Annotated in this window: 20 protein-coding genes; 5 read left to right on the plus strand and 15 right to left on the minus strand. The window is 59.4% G+C overall.

What is annotated here, in order from left to right; translation table 11 throughout:
• Nucleotides 1-126 precede the first annotated feature (126 nt).
• The 3 genes from AC1D2N_RS07145 to AC1D2N_RS07155 all read left to right on the plus strand — a co-directional run bounded on the left by AC1D2N_RS07145 (nt 127) and on the right by AC1D2N_RS07155 (nt 4,496).
• Nucleotides 127-1,026 (plus strand): GntR family transcriptional regulator, encoded by a 900-nt coding sequence (locus AC1D2N_RS07145; RefSeq protein WP_130651651.1) that lies wholly within the window; start codon nt 127-129, stop codon nt 1,024-1,026.
• Nucleotides 1,027-1,255: 229 nt separating this feature from the next.
• Nucleotides 1,256-2,380, plus strand: coding sequence for an MFS transporter (locus AC1D2N_RS07150; protein ID WP_130651652.1), 1,125 nt, complete (start codon nt 1,256-1,258; stop codon nt 2,378-2,380).
• Nucleotides 2,381-2,498: 118 nt separating this feature from the next.
• A complete protein-coding gene (locus AC1D2N_RS07155; protein WP_477981007.1) occupies nt 2,499-4,496 on the plus strand; it encodes an ABC transporter ATP-binding protein/permease in 1,998 nt (665 codons plus the stop codon).
• 35 nt (nt 4,497-4,531) lie between these two features.
• Here AC1D2N_RS07155 and AC1D2N_RS07160 read toward each other — a convergent pair whose 3' ends face one another.
• The gene (locus tag AC1D2N_RS07160) at nt 4,532-4,981 is read right to left on the minus strand and encodes a MarR family winged helix-turn-helix transcriptional regulator (protein WP_130651654.1); all 450 of its coding nucleotides are present in this window, start codon (nt 4,979-4,981) and stop codon (nt 4,532-4,534) included.
• A 126-nt stretch (nt 4,982-5,107) separates the two neighbouring features.
• Between AC1D2N_RS07160 and AC1D2N_RS07165 the strand changes: the two genes are divergently transcribed.
• Nucleotides 5,108-5,485, plus strand: coding sequence for a nuclear transport factor 2 family protein (locus AC1D2N_RS07165; protein WP_477981009.1), 378 nt, complete (start codon nt 5,108-5,110; stop codon nt 5,483-5,485).
• Between the two features lie 137 nt (nt 5,486-5,622).
• Here the strand turns inward: AC1D2N_RS07165 and AC1D2N_RS07170 are convergent, their stop codons facing one another.
• The gene (locus AC1D2N_RS07170) at nt 5,623-5,874 is read right to left on the minus strand and encodes a hypothetical protein (RefSeq protein WP_018244624.1); all 252 of its coding nucleotides are present in this window, start codon (nt 5,872-5,874) and stop codon (nt 5,623-5,625) included.
• A 277-nt stretch (nt 5,875-6,151) separates the two neighbouring features.
• Here AC1D2N_RS07170 and AC1D2N_RS07175 point away from each other — a divergent pair, with 277 nt between their 5' ends.
• Nucleotides 6,152-6,997 carry a class I SAM-dependent methyltransferase gene (locus AC1D2N_RS07175; protein ID WP_112905875.1) on the plus strand — a complete coding sequence of 282 codons (846 nt, stop codon included), beginning with the start codon at nt 6,152-6,154 and terminating at the stop codon, nt 6,995-6,997.
• Nucleotides 6,998-7,095: 98 nt separating this feature from the next.
• On the opposite strand, the gene AC1D2N_RS07180 is transcribed toward AC1D2N_RS07175, so the two are convergent.
• The 13 genes from AC1D2N_RS07180 to ccoN all read right to left on the minus strand — a co-directional run bounded on the left by AC1D2N_RS07180 (nt 7,096) and on the right by ccoN (nt 17,752).
• Nucleotides 7,096-7,671 (minus strand): AAA family ATPase, encoded by a 576-nt coding sequence (locus tag AC1D2N_RS07180; RefSeq protein ID WP_130651657.1) that lies wholly within the window; start codon nt 7,669-7,671, stop codon nt 7,096-7,098.
• A gap of 63 nt (nt 7,672-7,734) precedes the next feature.
• A complete protein-coding gene (locus AC1D2N_RS07185; RefSeq protein WP_130651658.1) occupies nt 7,735-8,175 on the minus strand; it encodes a hypothetical protein in 441 nt (146 codons plus the stop codon).
• Between the two features lie 40 nt (nt 8,176-8,215).
• On the minus strand, nt 8,216-9,706 hold the full coding sequence (locus tag AC1D2N_RS07190) for an MDR family MFS transporter (protein WP_130651659.1): 1,491 nt from the start codon (nt 9,704-9,706) through the stop codon (nt 8,216-8,218).
• Nucleotides 9,707-9,963: 257 nt separating this feature from the next.
• Nucleotides 9,964-10,386 carry a hypothetical protein gene (locus tag AC1D2N_RS07195; RefSeq protein WP_130651660.1) on the minus strand — a complete coding sequence of 141 codons (423 nt, stop codon included), beginning with the start codon at nt 10,384-10,386 and terminating at the stop codon, nt 9,964-9,966.
• Between the two features lie 106 nt (nt 10,387-10,492).
• Nucleotides 10,493-10,804, minus strand: a complete 312-nt coding sequence (locus tag AC1D2N_RS07200; protein WP_130651661.1) for a hypothetical protein — start codon at nt 10,802-10,804, stop codon at nt 10,493-10,495.
• A 34-nt stretch (nt 10,805-10,838) separates the two neighbouring features.
• Entirely contained in the window at nt 10,839-10,997 is a 159-nt protein-coding gene (gene ccoS / locus AC1D2N_RS07205) for a cbb3-type cytochrome oxidase assembly protein CcoS (protein WP_018447663.1), read from the minus strand.
• Nucleotides 10,998-13,265: a heavy metal translocating P-type ATPase gene (locus AC1D2N_RS07210; RefSeq protein WP_130651662.1), complete on the minus strand. Its 2,268-nt coding sequence runs from the start codon at nt 13,263-13,265 to the stop codon at nt 10,998-11,000.
• Nucleotides 13,266-13,278: 13 nt separating this feature from the next.
• Nucleotides 13,279-14,103, minus strand: a complete 825-nt coding sequence (locus AC1D2N_RS07215) for a DUF2189 domain-containing protein (RefSeq protein ID WP_130651663.1) — start codon at nt 14,101-14,103, stop codon at nt 13,279-13,281.
• The gene (locus AC1D2N_RS07220; RefSeq protein WP_018244634.1) at nt 14,104-14,298 is read right to left on the minus strand and encodes a hypothetical protein; all 195 of its coding nucleotides are present in this window, start codon (nt 14,296-14,298) and stop codon (nt 14,104-14,106) included.
• Nucleotides 14,295-15,173 (minus strand): cytochrome-c oxidase, cbb3-type subunit III, encoded by an 879-nt coding sequence (ccoP, locus tag AC1D2N_RS07225; RefSeq protein ID WP_130651664.1) that lies wholly within the window; start codon nt 15,171-15,173, stop codon nt 14,295-14,297. The genes AC1D2N_RS07220 and ccoP overlap by 4 nt, the downstream gene beginning before the upstream one ends.
• The gene (locus AC1D2N_RS07230; RefSeq protein ID WP_003546168.1) at nt 15,164-15,334 is read right to left on the minus strand and encodes a CcoQ/FixQ family Cbb3-type cytochrome c oxidase assembly chaperone; all 171 of its coding nucleotides are present in this window, start codon (nt 15,332-15,334) and stop codon (nt 15,164-15,166) included. The genes ccoP and AC1D2N_RS07230 overlap by 10 nt, the downstream gene beginning before the upstream one ends.
• Before the next feature lie 18 nt (nt 15,335-15,352).
• On the minus strand, nt 15,353-16,105 hold the full coding sequence (ccoO, locus tag AC1D2N_RS07235; protein WP_011650325.1) for a cytochrome-c oxidase, cbb3-type subunit II: 753 nt from the start codon (nt 16,103-16,105) through the stop codon (nt 15,353-15,355).
• 3 nt (nt 16,106-16,108) lie between these two features.
• Nucleotides 16,109-17,752 carry a cytochrome-c oxidase, cbb3-type subunit I gene (gene ccoN / locus AC1D2N_RS07240; protein WP_130651665.1) on the minus strand — a complete coding sequence of 548 codons (1,644 nt, stop codon included), beginning with the start codon at nt 17,750-17,752 and terminating at the stop codon, nt 16,109-16,111.
• Between the last annotated feature and the right edge of the window lie 341 nt (nt 17,753-18,093).

The raw sequence follows: 18,093 nt of genomic DNA on the forward strand, positions 1-18,093 counted from the left end.
TGTGGACGAGGGAGGCAATGAGCCGCAGGCGACCGGAATTAAGCTAAAGGTCGTTTGAACAAGCCCCGGTCCGCTCCGTCCTGCTTTGAAGCGGGCGACGGTCACGAGGGCGGAAAGCGGGGTCTGGTGGCAAGGCAGAATACGGTCTTCAAGGAAGCCTACAACAGGTATGCCGCAGCCCTGCGTACGGATACGGCGCTGCCCTCGGAACCGGAGATCGCCGCCCAGCTCGGCGTCAGCCGTTCGACGGCGCGCGCCATCCTGACGCGGCTGAGCGAAGAAGGCATCATCCGCTGGAACAAACGCCAGAAGATCGTGCTGCGCCAACCCACAGACCGTGACCTCTTTCCCTCCGAAGAAACCGATTCCCTGCACGATATTATCGAGCGCAGCTTCATGCAGCGCATCCTTGCCGATGATGCCGCACCCGGCATGCAGATCAACGAATTGGAGCTTGCCCGCGAGATCGGCACCGGCACGACCAGCGTACGCGAATTCCTGATCCGTTTCTCCCGCTTCGGCCTCATCGAGAAACGCCCGAACAGCCACTGGACGCTCAAAGGGTTCACCCGCGAATTCGCGCTTGAGCTTGCCGATGTACGCGAGATGTTCGAGCTGCATTCCGCCGCCGAATTCGGCCGGCTTTCCAGGGATAATCAGAGCTGGGCCGATCTTGCCGCCATCCGCGACGAACATCACGCCATGCTTGCCGACATCAACCAGCGCTTCAAGGATTTCTCCGTCCTCGACGAGCGCTTCCATTTGCTGATCCACCGCGCCTCGAAGAATCGTTTCATCGCCGATTTCTACGACGCGATCGCCATCGTCTTCCACTATCACTACCAGTGGAACAAGACCGCCGCCCGTCAGCGCAACGAGCGCGCCATCCACGAACATCTGGATTATATCGCAGCGCTGGAATCCCGCGACCAGGCGGCAATCGAAACCGCCTGCCGCGCGCATCTGCACTCCGCCCGCCAGACCCTCCTGCAATCCCTGCCGCAGATCGCCACCGAATCCGCTTGAGGAGGTGAGAGTAACGCCAGGAAGGCGTTGTCTTACGGAGCGGATGCCAGCCCTGGCACGTTTCGGCGCGACAGGGACATTTATAAATCCGTCACGATATGTCGGCAAAACCTCTGGGCTGGTCCGGATGCCGCGTCAAAGCTATTGAAATAACCTCCTCGATGCGCATGGTCGACGCATCCACCGTTTGCGATGCGCGATGATCATGAATGGAGAGCAAGTTTCACCGATGGAAAACACCTCTGCCCCCTCCAGCAATATCGAATGGACGCTGGCTGATTTCCTGAGCACCTATCGCTATTGGGCTCTGTTTTTTTCGTCACTTCTTTTGGCAATCGGCGGACAAGGTTTCAGCACGGTCTTTCCCTTGATCTCGCAAATGGCCGGCAGCAGCGCTCAGACGATCGGGATCTTCTACTTCGGCTCCACTCTTGGCTGGGTTGCCGGTGCCTTCCTGGGGTTTATCGTCGCGAGCCGCCATGGTCGGTCGGCTTTGATTTCGCCCATTCTCGTCTGTGCCATTGTCGCCATCAGTTTTCTGCCGGCGCCTGCATTGTGGGGATCGCCGGCGTTTCTGTTTTTGTTTGGTGTGGTGTTCGGCACGGTTCGGGCCGTTTTCCCCCTCGGGATCGCGATATTCCTGGTGGGCGGGCGACCGGGCAAAATCGACTTCGGCTGCGCCCTCACTCTCCTGTCAACGACGATCCTGATCTCAGCCTTTGCTCCGATCGGCGCGTCGTGGTTATACGGCCTCGATCTAGGCGCCGTGCCTGTCGTTTCGGCTTTCCTGGCCTGCCTGCTTCTTGCTGTCATATTGCTGGTGCCGGCCGGAAACCTGGCCTTCGATGAAGCTCCGCGTCCGCGACACACGCCGCTTGCGCCGCGCCGGCGATCCCCACTCCTGGTCGCTGTCATCCTGGTCATGCCGCCGATCCTGATTTTTCTGATGGCGATTGGCGTCCATCTGTTTCAAGCGAATGATGCCGACGTCACCTCTTCCCCCGTCACGCTGCTTTTAGCACTTCTGGTCTTCGGCATTGCCGTGGCCGCCTTTATCTATCTGGCCTATTGGGTCTATCGCATCCATGGGGAACTGGCGGGCGCCGCACGGTCGCAGCGCCTGCTAACGCCGCTTGCTGGCATGCTGATCGCCATCCTCGTGCCGCTCGGATTGCCGGTTCTTGTCATGACCCTTGGCGATCTCCTCAATGATCGCGCACGCGACAGAGGCCATGGAAGTTTGATTTCGATTGCCTGGCTCGGGATCTGGAGCTTCATCTTGCCGCCGGTCGCGATCGGAATGATCCAGAACGCGGCAAACGAAAGCTATGGCATGGGCTCAGACGCGGCGTAATAGCGACAGCGCGGTCGCGGTCTTCCGGTGATTGCCTGATTTTCTCGACAAGCCCTCTGATGCGATGTTCGCCACCGGCATCATGAAACATTTCGATGTGTAAGCCGTTATCGCGCTTATGACCGACGCTAAACTCAAACCGAAATCGGTCGACGGCACCGAACCGCACGGTGCCGGGAACTCGCCCCAGGAGACGGCATCGACTGTCGAGGTCATGCCGCCGCCAGATGCCATCGAACCCGATCCGGAGCTGACGCCTGAAGAGGCCGAGCAGGCGCGCAAGCGGTATCTGCTCAAGCGTTTCTGGATCAGCGCGCGCCGTTACTGGGGCCRCGGTGGCGACAAATTCGCGTGGCCCTTCTCGATCGGGCTATTGGCGATGATCGGCATGAATGTCGGCTTCCAGTACGGAATCAATCTGTGGAACCGTGGGATCTTTGACGCCATAGAGCGACACGATGCCGGCACCGTCTATTTCCTGAGCGCCGTATTCGTGCCGCTTGTGCTCGGAACTGTAGCCATTGTCACGATACAAGTCGCCGTTCGCATGATGATCCAACGTCGCTGGCGTTCCTGGCTGACAACAGCCGTCATCGCGCGCTGGCTCGCAAACGGCCGTTACTATCAGTTGAATCTTATCGGCGGCGACCACAAGAACCCCGAAGCGCGCATTTCCGAGGATTTGCGGATTGCCACCGAAGCACCCGTCGATTTCATCGCCGGTGTCATTTCCGCATTTCTGGCAGCCTCGACTTTCATCGTGGTGCTCTGGACGATCGGTGGGGCCCTCACTCTTCCGATCGCAGGTTTCACCGTTACCATTCCCGGCTTTCTTGTCATCACTGCGGTCCTCTACGCCGCGATCACCTCCAGCTCGATGGCGGTCATCGGCCGCTATTTCGTCCACGTCTCCGAGGCCAAAAATCAAGCAGAAGCCGAGTTTCGCTACACGCTGACGCATGTCAGGGAAAACGGCGAGAGTATCGCCTTGCTCGGTGGCGAAGAGGAGGAGCGTAACGACCTCGACAAAACCTTCGCCAATGTGCTCAAGCAATGGGCGCTCCTTGCCCGCCAGCACATGCGCACGACGCTTGTGTCGCATGGATCGATGCTGATTGCGCCTGTCGTGCCGGTCCTGCTTTGCGCGCCAAAATTTCTCGAAGGCAGCATGACCCTCGGGCAGGTCATGCAAGCCGCCTCTGCTTTTGCCATCGTTCAGGGCGCGTTCGGCTGGCTGGTCGACAACTATCCCCGTCTTGCCGATTGGAATGCCTGTGCACGGCGCCTCGCCTCGCTGATGATGTCGCTCGACGGGCTGGAGCGCGCCGAACAGAGCGACTCGCTCGGGCGCATCAAGCATGGTGAAACCGAAGGCGAGTCGATGCTCAGCCTCAACGATCTCTCCGTGTCGCTTGACGATGGCACCGCCGTGGTCACGGAAACCCGAGTCGAGATCGAACCCGGCGAACGGGTGCTCGTGGCCGGCGAATCCGGGTCCGGCAAGAGCACGCTGGTGCGGGCCATCTCAGGACTCTGGCCGTGGGGCAGCGGTAGCGTCAATTTCCACGCCGACAGGCGATTGTTCATGTTGCCGCAACGGCCCTACATCCCGTCCGGCACGCTTCGCCGTGCCGTCGCCTATCCCGGCGCCGCCGATAGCTGGACGCCGGACGAGATCAAGGCGGCGCTCGCCAAGGTGGGACTGGATTATCTGAACGACAAGATCGAGGAAGATGCGCCATGGGACCAGACCTTGTCCGGCGGCGAAAAGCAGCGGCTCGCCTTTGCGCGTCTGCTGCTACACCAACCCGATATCATCGTGCTGGATGAAGCAACGGCAGCACTCGATGAGAAGAGCCAGGATAAGATGATGCAGATGGTGATCGATGAATTGCCTGAAGTCACCATCGTCAGCGTCGCGCATCGCGCCGAGCTGGAAGCCTTCCATAGCCGCAAGATCACCTTGGAGCGGCGCAAGGGCGGCGCAAAGCTTGTCAGCGATATCGATCTTATCAAGCGCAAGAGAAAACGGAACTTGCTGTCCCGCGTTTTGAAGAACCCCTCCATGCCGAAAGTCAGCACGACCTCGAATAAAGACAGCGCAGTCCCAGAATAGAAATTGTCCGTTTGGCCATAGAACCATCAATCGCCTCACGAAGACTCTGCGCTCGCAATTTGATCCAGATTTTCGATCAGCCGCTTGAGCAGATCGACCAGTTGTCCCGCTTCCGCATCTGTGAACCCGGTCAATGCCTCACGATTCCCTTGGAATAGGGTCGTAATTGCCTCCGGCATGCGTTCCTGTGCGGTTCTTGTCAGCACGATGCGGCTGCTGCGGCCGTCAGCCGGGTCACGTGTCCGCTCAATCAAGCCATCCCGCTCCATGCGTGCGAGCATCTGCGCCATCGGCGGTTGCTCGATCCTGGCAAAGCGGGCGAGGTCGCGCTGTGTGCTTGCCTTGCCATTTTGCAGCGCGACGAGGACAGGCAACTGGCCGACACCGAAGCCGAGCGGTTTGAGCCCTGACTCGCTGAGGCGGGCAAACCCCCGCGCCGCAAGACTGATGAGATGGCCAGGCGTAGAAAGCACGTCTTCATTCATTCGCTCACCTCTTGCCTGCGCTTGATCGCGAGATATATATGTACGTATGTATCTTGACGCGCGGCAGGAAGCAATGCCGCTTCGATGCCGCCCAGCGAATGTTTCAAGCTCCATTGAGGAAACGAAATGTCCAACAATGACGTCGACATGATCAAGCGCATCTATACCAGCTTTAATGCCAGGGACATCGACGCTGTCCTTGCCGTCCTTTCCGATGATGTCGCCTGGGCCAACGGCATGGATGGCGGCCACATCAATGGTCGTGACGCTGTGCGCGACTATTGGACACGTCAGTGGGCTGTCATCAGTCCCCACGTCGAGCCGGTCGCATTTGAGGAAACCGAAGACGGCGCCGTCGCTGTCGAGGTCATCCAGTCGGTCTTTGACCTCGATGGCCGGCCGCTGGCTGGGCAGGCCCATGGCCTGAAGGACRAGACCGTGACGCACATCTTCCGCATGGAGGGCGATAAGATTGTTCGCTTCGATATCCAGGATGCCCTGTAAGCCCAGCGTGCTCTGTAAGCTCTCTCTATGCGGGGGGATGACCGCTCCTGTTGCGAAGCGCCGTTGTCGGACCCGCCTTTCGCCCGTCGGGCCGCCTGGCTTGTGCGTTCAGTTCACGCTTAGCCGGCGGTATCGGTTCAGAGCCTGCGAGCTTCCAGACGCCGCTTGTCGCGCTCGACATAGTCGGAGCCCAGCTCTGTCAGACGAAATTGCCGTTTCTGGAATTCCCCGCGGATCAAGATGAAACCTTGCTCTTCGGCTTCGCTCAATGTCTTCAGGCTGGTGCCTTTAGGGGGAGACTGCCAAGCCATGCCATCGGCGCTGTGCAGTAAGACCATGATCTTTATAATTTTGTTTCTCCATGGCTGATGCATGCAGCCGGGCTGCATCGCATCAGCAATCCGCTGGTTCCGTATTCTTGATTTGGCTCCATCCAGGAGAAGCCCATTGATTTAAAAGGATTATTTTTGGCTAGTCCGGAGTTTCGCAAAAGCTATTGTATAAAAGCTCCAATAGTCTTGGTCAATTCAATCACTCCGTCCCAACGGGTTTGGTCGCGCCTGGCGATTGGCCCGATGGCGCTTATTTCCATTGAATCCCGACATCAGCGGCGCATAGTGCCGACGTTCCCGGCTTTGCCGGTTGAACGGATGGGGGAGCCGGTGCATGTCAGCAAATCTCGACGATATCCGTAACCAGCAACGTGAGACGTGGGACAAATTTTCCGCCGGCTGGAAGAAATGGGACAGCTTGGTTCTCGGTTGGCTCGCCCCGTTTGGCGACGCCATGCTTCGGCGCGCCAATCTCTCCAACGGCTTTAGCGTGCTTGACATAGCCGCCGGCACTGGCGAACCCGGCCTGACGGCGGCGGCGGCAATCCCCGACGGTCAGGTTGTCGTCACCGATCTCTCGGAAAATATGCTGACTGCTGCCGCCGAAAATGCGGCCAGACGTGGCCTCAAAAACTTCGAAACTCGCCTATGCGATGCGGGAGCGTTGCCTTTTGCCGATGCCAGTTTCGACGCCGTCCTATGCCGGTTCGGGTTTATGTTCTTCCCGGATATCGCTGCCGCCGCCAGGGAGATGGCGCGCGTCGCAAAGCCCGGGGCGCGGGTCTGTGCCGCAGTCTGGAGCGCGCCTGCCAAAAATCCATGGGCGACCACGATCATGGGCACGATCGCCCGCCACGTGGACATGCCCCCGCCGCCCTCCGGTTCTCCGGGCCTGTTCCGCTGCGCGGGGGAAGGCATGATGGTCGAGACCTTCAAAGAGGCGGGCCTTCTCGACGTCGCCGTGGAAGAGGTGTCGGCGATGATGGTGCACGATGCCCCGGCGAGCTATTGGGACTTCATGACCGAGATCGCCGCGCCTGTTGTCGCCGGACTATCCAGGGCCGACGCGGCAACACGGGAGAAGATCTGTCGTGAGGTCCTGGAGCTCGCTCTCCAATCCGTCAGCGACGGCAAGGTTCACCTTCTCTCAACAGCAACTGTGATCACAGGCACGCGATAGCCTCAAAATCTCGTCGACAACGACGGCGAGCGGGAGCGTGGCGTCGATGACGACACCACACTTCGGAATATCCTCTTTCGTTGCATGCAATCGCACAATTAGCTCCCGTTCGGCAGGCAGGTCACAACATGATCCCGTATTGCCGCAGCACTTTCCAAAGGCGACGTGAACGTCACATCTAGGGTTAGCGCGTGCTGGTGCGGGATATCAAGAACCACGGCCTGTTGGCTTCGGTTTCTTGAAGTCTCGACGTCGGTCGTTTTCAAATAGTCGCGCCTTGCGGGGGAGGAAACGCGACGCGCCAATTCTTCTTCGGCACAAAGCAATCTCACCGGAACGAAGACCGCGGCGCGCTGTCTGGCGGCGTCAACAAACTCTTGGTACGTCCGCGTGCTCCGCTCATCGCCTTCGACGCCGGCATGGGTGAAGATGAAATTCGCCGACGGGCCGCTATAGGTGGCGATTGCATCCAGGACGGCCTGCCGGACCCTGCCGGTGTACTCCCAGACACCCTTAGGCAGCGGAGCGGTCTGATCCTCGTCGAGGAGGCGCAAGATCGGGTTGTTGAACCAGTGATTGTCAATGATCTTTGCTGATAGAAGCGAGCCGAGTTCTTTGGCGATTGTCAGCTTCCCGACGCCCGGAAACCCCAAGAGCAAAACGAAAACACCCATCGTCCGACAACTCTCCCAATACAATCCACCGGCAACAACGCAGTGCAGAACATTGTCTGGAATCTACCAGAATTTCCACCATGGACGCTTTGGATCGGGAGGCATCGAAGGCTCGGGCGCGAGCATGGCTTTCATCACGATCATCTCGCCATCATGGTCATAATATTCTCCCTCTTCCCCCTGGACTTTGGCTTCGAGAGATTGGGCGATAAGCCACATTTTCCGACGGATTTCTTGATCAGGATTTTTGACAACGATGTTGTCTCCGCTCCACCAAAGCCATGCGGCGTTTTTTCGATTTTCGCCGCGGGAGTATCCTTTCCACACGCATATGCCCGCCTGTTCCACCCGTAAAACACCCCCGTCGGCGGCGGGAGTTTCGGCAAAACCGTCATGCTGAATTTCGGGATCACTGGCAACGTACTCGAGCCATTCGTCGAGAGCGATCGATGGAGAGGCATCGAACCAATTTGCCTTACGGGTAATGTGAAGATCGTAACCCATCAGAGCCTATTACCTAAGTCGCGCCGAACGGCTGAGCCGCCTAATGCGAAGCCGCCTCGCTTGCGACGGCCGCCCCCTCACGCTTCTGACTATGCCCGACCGGGATCAGCCAGGTGGTGAAGAAGGTCAGCACCGCAACGACGACCACGCCCCAGAAGCTCCAGTGCAGCGCCGCATTGAAGACGGCGCGGATCGCCGGATCGGCGGCGAGCGCCGAGAGCCCGGTCGGCTGGTTCAGTGCGTCATGCAGTCCTGCCGCCGCTTCGCCGCTCGCATAGTGATTGATGCCGGCATTGAGGATGGCGCCGAGCACGGTGGCGCCGAGCGTATTGCCGAGGCTGCGGGCAAAGATGATCGAGGCGGTGGCACTGCCGCGCATCGACCATTCGACGCTGTCCTGCACCAGCACGATGCTGGTGAGGCTGATGAGACCCATGCCGAAGCCCATGAAGAAGGAGCCGGCGCCGGCAACGACCGGCGAACTCTCAGGCGTCAGGAACAGAAGAAAACAGGCGCCGAAGGGAAACAGCAGGCTGCCGACGCGCAGCGTGCGGCGGATGCCGAAGGCCTTGTAGAAGCGGCTGGAGAGCATCACCGCCAAGGGCCAGCCGACGACGAGCATGGTGAGCGTGAAGCCGGCAACAACAGGCGAACGGCCGAGAACGCCCTGCACATAGATCGGCAGGATTGTCGAAAGCCCGATCAGCGCCATGCCGGCCAGCAGCGTCGCCGCATTGCTGGTCGCAATCAGCCGGCGGCTCCAGAGCGGAATCGAAATGATCGGCTCCGGCGCCCGCTTCTCCTGGGCAAGAAAGAGAAGGCCTGCGACCACGAAGACGGCAAAAAGCGAAAGCAGGATCCAGGCACTGGCATCGGTTTCCGTCAACATGACGAGAAGTGCCACGATCGAGATCGAAAACAGCACCGATCCGAGGTAATCAATCTTTGCCTGCTTGTGCGCCACATCCTCCTTCAGGAAGATCATGAAGGCGATGATCGAGATGATGCCGATCGGCAGGTTGATCCAGAAGATCCAGGCCCAGGAGATGTTGTCGACGATGATGCCGCCGGCAAGTGGCCCGACCACGGCCGAGGTCGCCCAGACGGTCGCCATCGCACCCTGCACGCGGCCGCGTTCCTCGAGCTTGAAGAGATCGCCGATAACAGTCATCGTCACCGGCTGGATGGCGCCGGCGCCCAGCCCCTGCAGCAGCCGGAACAGCACCAGCGACATCATCGACCAGGCAAGCCCGCAGAGCAAAGAGCCGACGAGGAAGATCAGGATGCCGCCGATCAGCACCGGCTTGCGCCCAAAAATGTCGGAAAGCTTGCCGTAGATAACAGTGGTCGTCGACTGCGCCAGCAGGAAGGCCGAAAACACCCAGCTGTAATAGGAAAAGCCGCCGAGCTGCCCGACGATGCGCGGCATCGCGGTCGCCACGATCGTCGCCTCGATCGCCACCATGAAGGTCGCGAGCATGATGGTGGCGACGATAAGCACGCGGTTCGAGCGTTGCGCTGCATTCGACATGACAATCCTCTTCGGGTGCTCCGCAGATGCCGGGAATATCGGCAGGCTGGCTTTGGTGTGGGGCGATGCGCCGCTTGCGGAGTGATACGATCTTTTACGTCCTCGAGGCCGGCCGGTAAAGCAGGCCGCGACCGGTTTCTCATGAGGGCATTTGTTTTCGCGTCATGTGAGGGAAGGCCGGTCGAAAACGAAGGCCCCGCGCCATTCCGCCCGGGCCTCCGTTCCATCAGGGGGGAAGGCAACTAATCACCTTATCCTTATTGCGGGCATGCCTCACTGAGCGAGCCTGTGTCCGCGCTTCCGCCGGTGCAGCCCGGCGTTGGTTGGAGATCAGGGTTGACACCACCGGGATTGATCGTGCTGCGGCCGCTGTTGAGATCGACGCCGCCATTCCCGGTCGTGCTGCCGGTGGTGCCGGGGTCGGTTCCGACAGAACCGGTTCCCGCCGAGCCTGTGCCGACAGACCCGGTGCCCGCTGCACCGCCGCCGACGGACCCAGTGCCAGCCGACCCGGCCCCGGCGGAACCAGCGCCCGAACTCCCTGATCCGCCGATGATCGGCGCCACCGATAGCCGCCCATTGGCATCCGCGCCACCGGCCGTCTGGGCCAGCGCCGAGCCGGCGAGACCGACCGAAAGCAGCGATATCGCGATGAATTTGCAGGACATGATTTTCTCCATGCTTGTTGTCTCACGGAGAAAACCAGCTGGTCGGCGGCATTGTTCCGGGATGGATTGGGCTGGTTGGCACTATCGCGCCGGAGGCGGTGACCTCGGCCTGGCCTCTTCAGCCCTGACGATCACTGCGGGCGGGTACCGTTATTCCCCTGGTTACCGCGAAAATCGCTCCAAACATTCCGCCAACGACGATCCCTGCAGAGCCGCCCGCCAACGCTGCAATGAAGCAGTAGACGATCCAGGAGCCAACACCGGATGCATCGGCCTGGAACAAGGTGGAAACGACGCCGATTGCTCCGCCAAGGATGCCCAAGACAATGGCAACCCCCGTCACAGCCTCCGATGGATCAATGGTAGGGATGCGTGACGCTTGGACCGTATCATGTTCAACCGGCGGAGACTGGCTATCCGTGTCTTCCATTCGACCCTCCTTCAAAGCATTTACAATCGATCCTTCAGCCGCTGAGAGGCTTGTCGTCCTTTTCGGACAATATCCTTTCTGCTGCGCCATCCAGATCTTCGTACTGACCGGTGCGCAGGGACCAAAGGAAGGCGCCAAGCCCGGCGATGCCCATGAACAGAGCTATGGGTATCAGAAACGACAATGCGCTCATTTATCCCACTCCCGCCAACTTTTTTATCCGCCGCATTTCCCGCTCTGGCGGCGTTCCGTCAATCTCAAGCCTCATCGCATTCGCGACGACCAATATCGACGACGTCGACATCGCTATCGCGGCCATGAGCGGGTTGGCATAACCCAACAGCGCGAGAGGAATGCTGCACGCATTGTAGACGATAGCCAATGCGAAATTTTGGCGGATCAGCACGGCCGCACGACCCGCCGTCGTCAGCGCGACCTTTATCCCGTCCATGTCTCCATTGAGCAGGATGAAATCGGCGGCGCTGCGACCGATGTCGCTTCCTGACGCCGGAACCATGGAAACATGCGCGGTCTTCAGCGCGACCGCGTCGTTTATTCCGTCACCAATCATCATCACCTTGCGTCCGAGACCACGCAACGCATCGATCGCCTCGGCCTTGTCCTTGGGGAGGGCGGCTGCTTTTACGGAGTCGATTCCGACTTCCCGTGCCACTGCAAGAGCCGCTTCGGGGACATCGCCCGTCAGCATTTCGACAGCGATGCCGCGGCTCTTCAAGAACTGCACCGCCATCGCCGACCCGGCTCGAACCTTCTCTCCAAAAACGAAAGAGGCGAGGATTTCTCCCTGTCGCGTCAGGACGATAGTAGAAGCTGCGGCAGTCCGGTCGTCTGTATCGCCGCTCGCCGCCCATGCCGCTCGCCCAAGTCGATAAACTTCCCCTCGGAAAGACGCCTCGAGACCGTTGCCTTGTATCTCCCTGACGTCATCGAGCGCGAGAGCCTCCCACTCGCGCCGTGAGGCGTAATCCGCGATCGCTCTCGACATCGGATGGCTCGAAAACCGCGACAGTGACACAGCCAGTGAAAATTCCAGTGGTCCGGTCCAGTTCCCGGTCAACAACGTCGGCTCGTATTGCGTCAGCGTACCGGTCTTGTCGAAAACGACGGTGTCGATTTCCGCCAAACGTTCCAATGCCGATCCGTCCCGTGCCACGATGCCCTGGGTGAACAATCTGCGTGCTGCAACGACCTGAACCATCGGAACCGCCAGTCCCAGCGCACAAGGGCAGGCAATGATCAAGACCGAGATCGAAATCGTCAGGGAGAGGTGGATGTCCTGTGTCACCGCAAACCACGAAAGGAATGTCAGCACCGACAGTCCGTGGATAACCGGAGCGTAGAGACGCGCGGCCCTGTCGGCGAGTATCTGGTATTGAGACCGGCCGTCCTCCACGGCTTCCAGCATCCTATGCAGCTCGGCGAGTGTCGAATCTCCAGGTGCGGCGGTGGCTTCGACAGTCAGGGGATGGCCGACGTTCAAATCTCCCGCGCGAACCTGTCCGCCTGGTCCAACCGCCTCCCAACGGCTCTCTCCCGTCAGCAATGAACGGTCAAGTTCCGACTGGCCGGAGAGAATCGTCCCGTCAGCTGGAATTCTATCGCCGGCTGCAATCAGAGTGCGGGTGCCGGAAACGATGTCGCTCAGTGGAACATATTCGATTCGTCCATCCGCGCGGATCACATTGGCGCCTTTCGGCATCATGTCGGCCAGAGACGCCGCCGCCGATCGCGCCCGCCGTCGCATCAGATGGTCCAGCGTGCGTCCGACGAGCAAAATGAAGATCAATGAGGTACTGGCCTCGAAGTAAGCTTGCCGTCCTTCGGCGAACGTGTCGTATACGCTGAGACCGAACGAGAGCAGGACGCCGATGCTGACCGGCACATCCATGTTTGCCCGACCGTGCACGAGCGCCCGCCACGCCGACCGGTAGAATGTCGCCCCGGAGTAGATCACGGCCGGTAGTGCGAGCGCGGCCGACATCAGGTGGAGCGTCTGACGTGTTGCCGGGTCTGCGCCCGCCCAGACCGATACGGACAGCACCATGATGTTCATCGAGCAAAAGCCGGCCACTGCCAGCGCGCGCAACAGCCCTGATATCTCACCGTCCGGTTGATCGCGGCCTTCCATCGGCAAGACGGCCGTGTAACCGATCGTTCCGATCAGGGCGGCAAAATCGGGCGGCGAAACATTTTCCGCGTGCCAATGGATGGTCACACGCTTCGCCGTCAGATTGGCGCGCGCCATGTGAACTTCGGGGTGCTTGCCAAGCGTCGATTCCAAAAGCGCCATGCATGCGCCACATCGCATGTCCGGGACGGACAGGGTGATCTGCCTGAGACCACTGCCCAAATCCTTGCTTGCCAACGCAACCTCGTCCACACTCGGCCTTCTTGGTCCGGGCTCGGGGAGCGACGACGCAATTGACGCGCAGCAGGTCATTGTCCGTTCCTCGCTACCTCATTGCCTTGTAGGCATGCCATGTGGCGTGGCCGAGCAAAGGAAAAACGACGATGAGTCCGACAAGTCCCGTCAGCAGGCTGGCGAGGAAGAGGGCGAGCACGATCGCACCCCAGACCATTGACGGTCCCATGTTGTTCCAGACCATGACAACGCTGACGCCCATCGCTGTGAAGGCGTCTATGCGCTCATCCAGAAGCATCGGAATTGAGAACACCCCGATTGCAAAAGCGAATCCAGCGAACAATGCGCCGACACACAAGCCGACGATCAGCATGCCCCAGCCCGAGGGGGTGGTGACCAATAGCCTTGCTACGCCACCAAGGCCGGGGAACGGATTAACGCCGAAAAAGAGCGCGTAGATAATGACCGCCGCCCTCATCCAGAGCAGCATCACCATGCACAGCAGCATCCCCGTGAAAAACACCTGCCCTCCAGCTCTCGGCCGGACGAACAACATCTGACGAAGCGAGATGCGCTCGCCGTTCGCCAAACTCCTGCTCTTGACAAAGAGCCCTGCGGCAAAGAGCGGGGCGACGATCAATATGCCCGCCAACGCAGGAAAGAGAAGATAGTCGCGCTCGAGCCGAAATAGCATCACGGTGGCCGCCAACGCGAGTAAGAACACCACGAACCCGTAGGCCAGACTTGGCCAGGGTTGCCGGATCAAGTCCTGCCAGCCTTGGCCAAGCCAACCGAGAGGAGCGCCGAGGGGCAGATGCCGCTGCCACTTGGGATTCATCGTCTCCTCTATCCCTGATACCTCGCTCCGATATCGGCCGGAAGTGTCGTCCTGCGGCATCTGATCCTCCTCGCGCATTCAGCAAGCTGAAGCGGCGGCCCTGAATTGGTTGGGTTGCTGGCCTTTTTCCTTGATATGCTCGATGCAGGCGGGCTGAGTGGTGATCGCCATGTAAACAAAATGGGCGTTAGCGCCGACAAAGATCGCGCCGGTCAGTCCGATCAGCAGCCACTTGAAAACGCGGGGTATGGGGCTCTTCGCTTCGGGCGTCACGGCTGACCCCCACCCAGCTTGTTCACATAAAGCGCGAGTATCTTTATCTCAGCTGGACTTAGGCGTTCGTCCCAGGTGGGCATATGTCCCTGCCGTCCGCCATGGATCGACTGGACGATCCGTTCGATACCCCCGCCGTAAATCCAGCGGCCGTCGGTCAGGTTCGGCGCACCGACATCCTGTTTGCCTTTGGCATCTTCGCCGTGGCATGCCACACAGCTAGCCATGAACACTTGGCGGCCAGCAGCGATCTGGCTGGCGTCTACGGATTCGGTGGACGTATTGCTCAACGAATAGACATAGGCGGCGACGTCGCTCACCTGTTTTCGGTTGAGCATTTCGTCTGTTCCGAACGCAGGCATCTGCGACACGCGGCTTTGCGAGTGCGTCGTATTGACGCCCACCGTCATGGTCTGGACGATTTTTTCTGGTCCTCCACCCCAAAGCCAGTCGTCATCGGTAAGATCGGGGAAGTCTCGTCCGCCCTTGCCGTCCCTTCCATGACAGGCGGCGCAGTTGTCTCCGAACAACTGGTGGCCGCTGGAGGTCACCTTCTCCATCAGCTTTTCGTCGGCACGGATTTCATCAAAGGAACTGGTCTCGATCTTCTCGATCCAGGGCGCGCGCGAAGCATCGGCTTCTATGATCTTTCGCTCTACCGCCTGTTTTTGACTCGTGCCGATCAGGCCCCTCGTATATGTGCTTCCAAGCGGCCAGGTCGGATACAGGATCCACCAGAGAGCGGCGAACAGGTGGGTGATGATCAGGAAGAGCAGAACCCCGCGCGGTACAGGAGTATCGAGCTCCTTGATGCCGTTCCAGATGTGTCCCGTCGTCTTCCGGCCTGTTACGGGATCGACTTCCTCTATCGCCATGGGGTGTCGTCCTTATCGAATATGTCCGTTTCCGCCCGATCGAAACGCGCCTTGTTGGAAGGCCAGAAGGTGTAGATGATCACCCCGATCGAAAACAAAATGAGATAGAATAGGCCCCAAACCTTGGACAGTTCCAACATGGTTTCGTGGGTAAGATCCATTTCAAATCCCCTGAGGAATCAATTGTTGGGGTTCGGCATCTGCTCCGGTGCCGCAGTGTTCTGGTAGGCAGCCTTTGTGAGCCGGCCAAGCACCTGCAGATAGGCGACCATGGCATCCATTTCCGTCACGCTGGTTTTTACGCCGTCAAACGCAGAGACCTGCGTGTCTTGCCCATAGCGTTCCGTCACGCCTGAGGACTGTTCGCTGTCTGGATTGGCTTGGCCGAAGGCATCGGCAGACGCGTTTGCGACCATGTCATCCGTATAGGGCACTCCCACGGTTCTCAGGGCCGCCAGTTGGTCACGCAGATCGCCCAAATCGAGCGGGGTTGTTGCCAGCCATTGATAGGACGGCATGTTGGATTCCGGCACGACCTCGCGAGGGTTGATCAAATGGGCCACGTGCCAGAGATCGGAATACTTCCCGCCGATGCGCGCCAGATCGGGACCCGTGCGCTTTGATCCCCACAACATGGGATGGTCGTACTTGGATTCGACCGCAAGAGAATAAGGACCGTACCGCTCGACCTCGTCCCGCAGCGTTCTGATCATCTGGCTGTGGCAGGCGTAACAGCCTTCGCGAACATAGATGTTCCGGCCCGCCGCCTCGAGGGGTGTGTACACTCTCATGTCGGGGGCGTCCTCGACCGTCTCGTGGATCGTGAACAGCGGGGCGATCTCGACAAGCCCGCCGACGCTTCCCGCTACAACGATAGCCAGCATAAACCCGACGGCCGTCCGTTCCAGTCTTCCGTGCAGACGTTCGCTCATCTCTCACTCCGCCGGTGCGTTTTCGAGAATGCCCGAAGTCAGGGGCGCATCGTGAACTGCTCCCGCGGCGGGAGCTGTTCGTACGGTCATCCAGATATTGAAGCTCGCCACGATCGCCCCAAGGAGGAAAAGCAGCCCTCCGAAAGCGCGTGCGATGTAGTAGGGATACATCGCCAGCAGACTGTCGACGAATGAATAGACCAAACTGTTGTCGGCGGAATAAGTGCGCCACATCAAGCCTTGGATAATGCCGGAATTCCACATGGCGAAGACGTAGATGAGTGTGCCTGCAAGCGCCAACCAGAAATGGACTTCGACCAGGGCTGCAGAATACATCCTGTCGCGTTTCCAGATCGATGGAACGAGTGTGTAGAACGCGCCGAACGTTATCATGGCAACCCAGCCCAGCGCACCGGCATGAACGTGTCCGACCGTCCAATCGGTATAATGAGACAGTGAGTTGACGGGTCTGATTGCCATGAAAGACCCTTCGAATGTCGACAGCCCATAGAAGAACGCCGCCATCATGATGAAGCGAAGAGTGGCGTCGTCACGCACGCGATGCCAAGCCCCGTTCAACGTGAGCAACGCGTTCCCGGCCGACGCCCACGACGGAACGAGCAGCATGACCGAGAACGTCATTCCAAGGTTTTGCACCCAGATAGGCAGCGCCGTGTAATGGAGATGGTGGGACCCCGCCCACATGTAGAAGAAGGTGATCCCCCAGAAGCTGAGAATGGACAATCGATAGGAAAAAATCGGCCGCTCAGCGCGGATCGGCAGATAATAGTAGAGCATCCCTAGGAAGCCCGACGTCAGAAAAAACGCCACGGCGTTGTGCCCGTACCACCACTGGACCATCGCATCCTGTACACCGGACCAGACCGTGTAGCTTTTGGCGTGTCCGAACGATACCGGCACTGCCAGGTTGTTGACGATGTGCAGGATCGCCACCACGATGATGAAGGCGAGATAATACCAGTTGGCCACGTAGATGTGGGGTTCCTTGCGCCGCGCCAAGGTGCGTACGAAGAGCGCGAAATAGGCGATCCAAACGATCACGAGCCAGAGGTCGGCATACCATTCCGCTTCCGCGTATTCCTTGGACTGGGTAACGCCCATGAAATACCCGCTGACCGCGATCAGACAGAAAAGGTTGAAGCCGAAGATCACGAACCACGGCGAGAGTTGATCGGCCAACCTTGCGCGCGATGTTCGCTGAACGACATGGAATGATGTCGCGATCAACGCGTTTCCGCCGAAGCCGAAGATCACCCCTGTCGTATGGGCGGGCCGTATACGGCCGAAGCTGGACCACGCCGTATCGAAATTCAGGCTCGGCCAGGCAAGCTGTGCAGCTGCCCAGACGCCGATGAACATGCCAAAGATCGCCCACGCCAATGTGAAGGCCACGCCGACCTTGATCGGATCGTCATAGTAGCTGGAAAAGCGCGAAGCATCCGGTTCTTCGTCGAAAGCCGAAGTCAGGATGTAGCAGAACAACGCGCCGCAATACACAAGGACGATAGCGCCGTGAATGCCGATGGGATCGAAGCGGCCAGCGGCCGCCATCGCGACACCGACAACCATCAAAGCGAGAAGTATAGCTGCCGCGAACCCCCGTTCGCCGGTCGTGAGTTGTCCCATTGTTCCCCATCCCCCCGGCTATGTCGATGATGGTGCGCCACAAAGCGTTGAAAGGCAATCAGTTCTGCGAGCCTGCACACGCGAAGATAGACATGGATCGTCCATCACAATCGCCGTTGGACCGATTTGCGCCTGAAACAGAAGACCGTGTTATTCGGTCATGGGAGCGAACGTTCCCGTTGTCATTTGACGCGGGATGAGCTTTGCCACTGGCCAAGGCTGATGAACGGTAGGGATTGCGTTTGGATTGGGAGTGACAGGGAGGGATTCCTTGCGGCATTTCTAACGGGGCGGATCTGGCACCATCCCTTCGGCGGCATTGGAGGATGCCGATTTGCCGC

The sequence above is a fragment of the Rhizobium sp. P1_B8 genome (genome assembly GCF_056406515.1).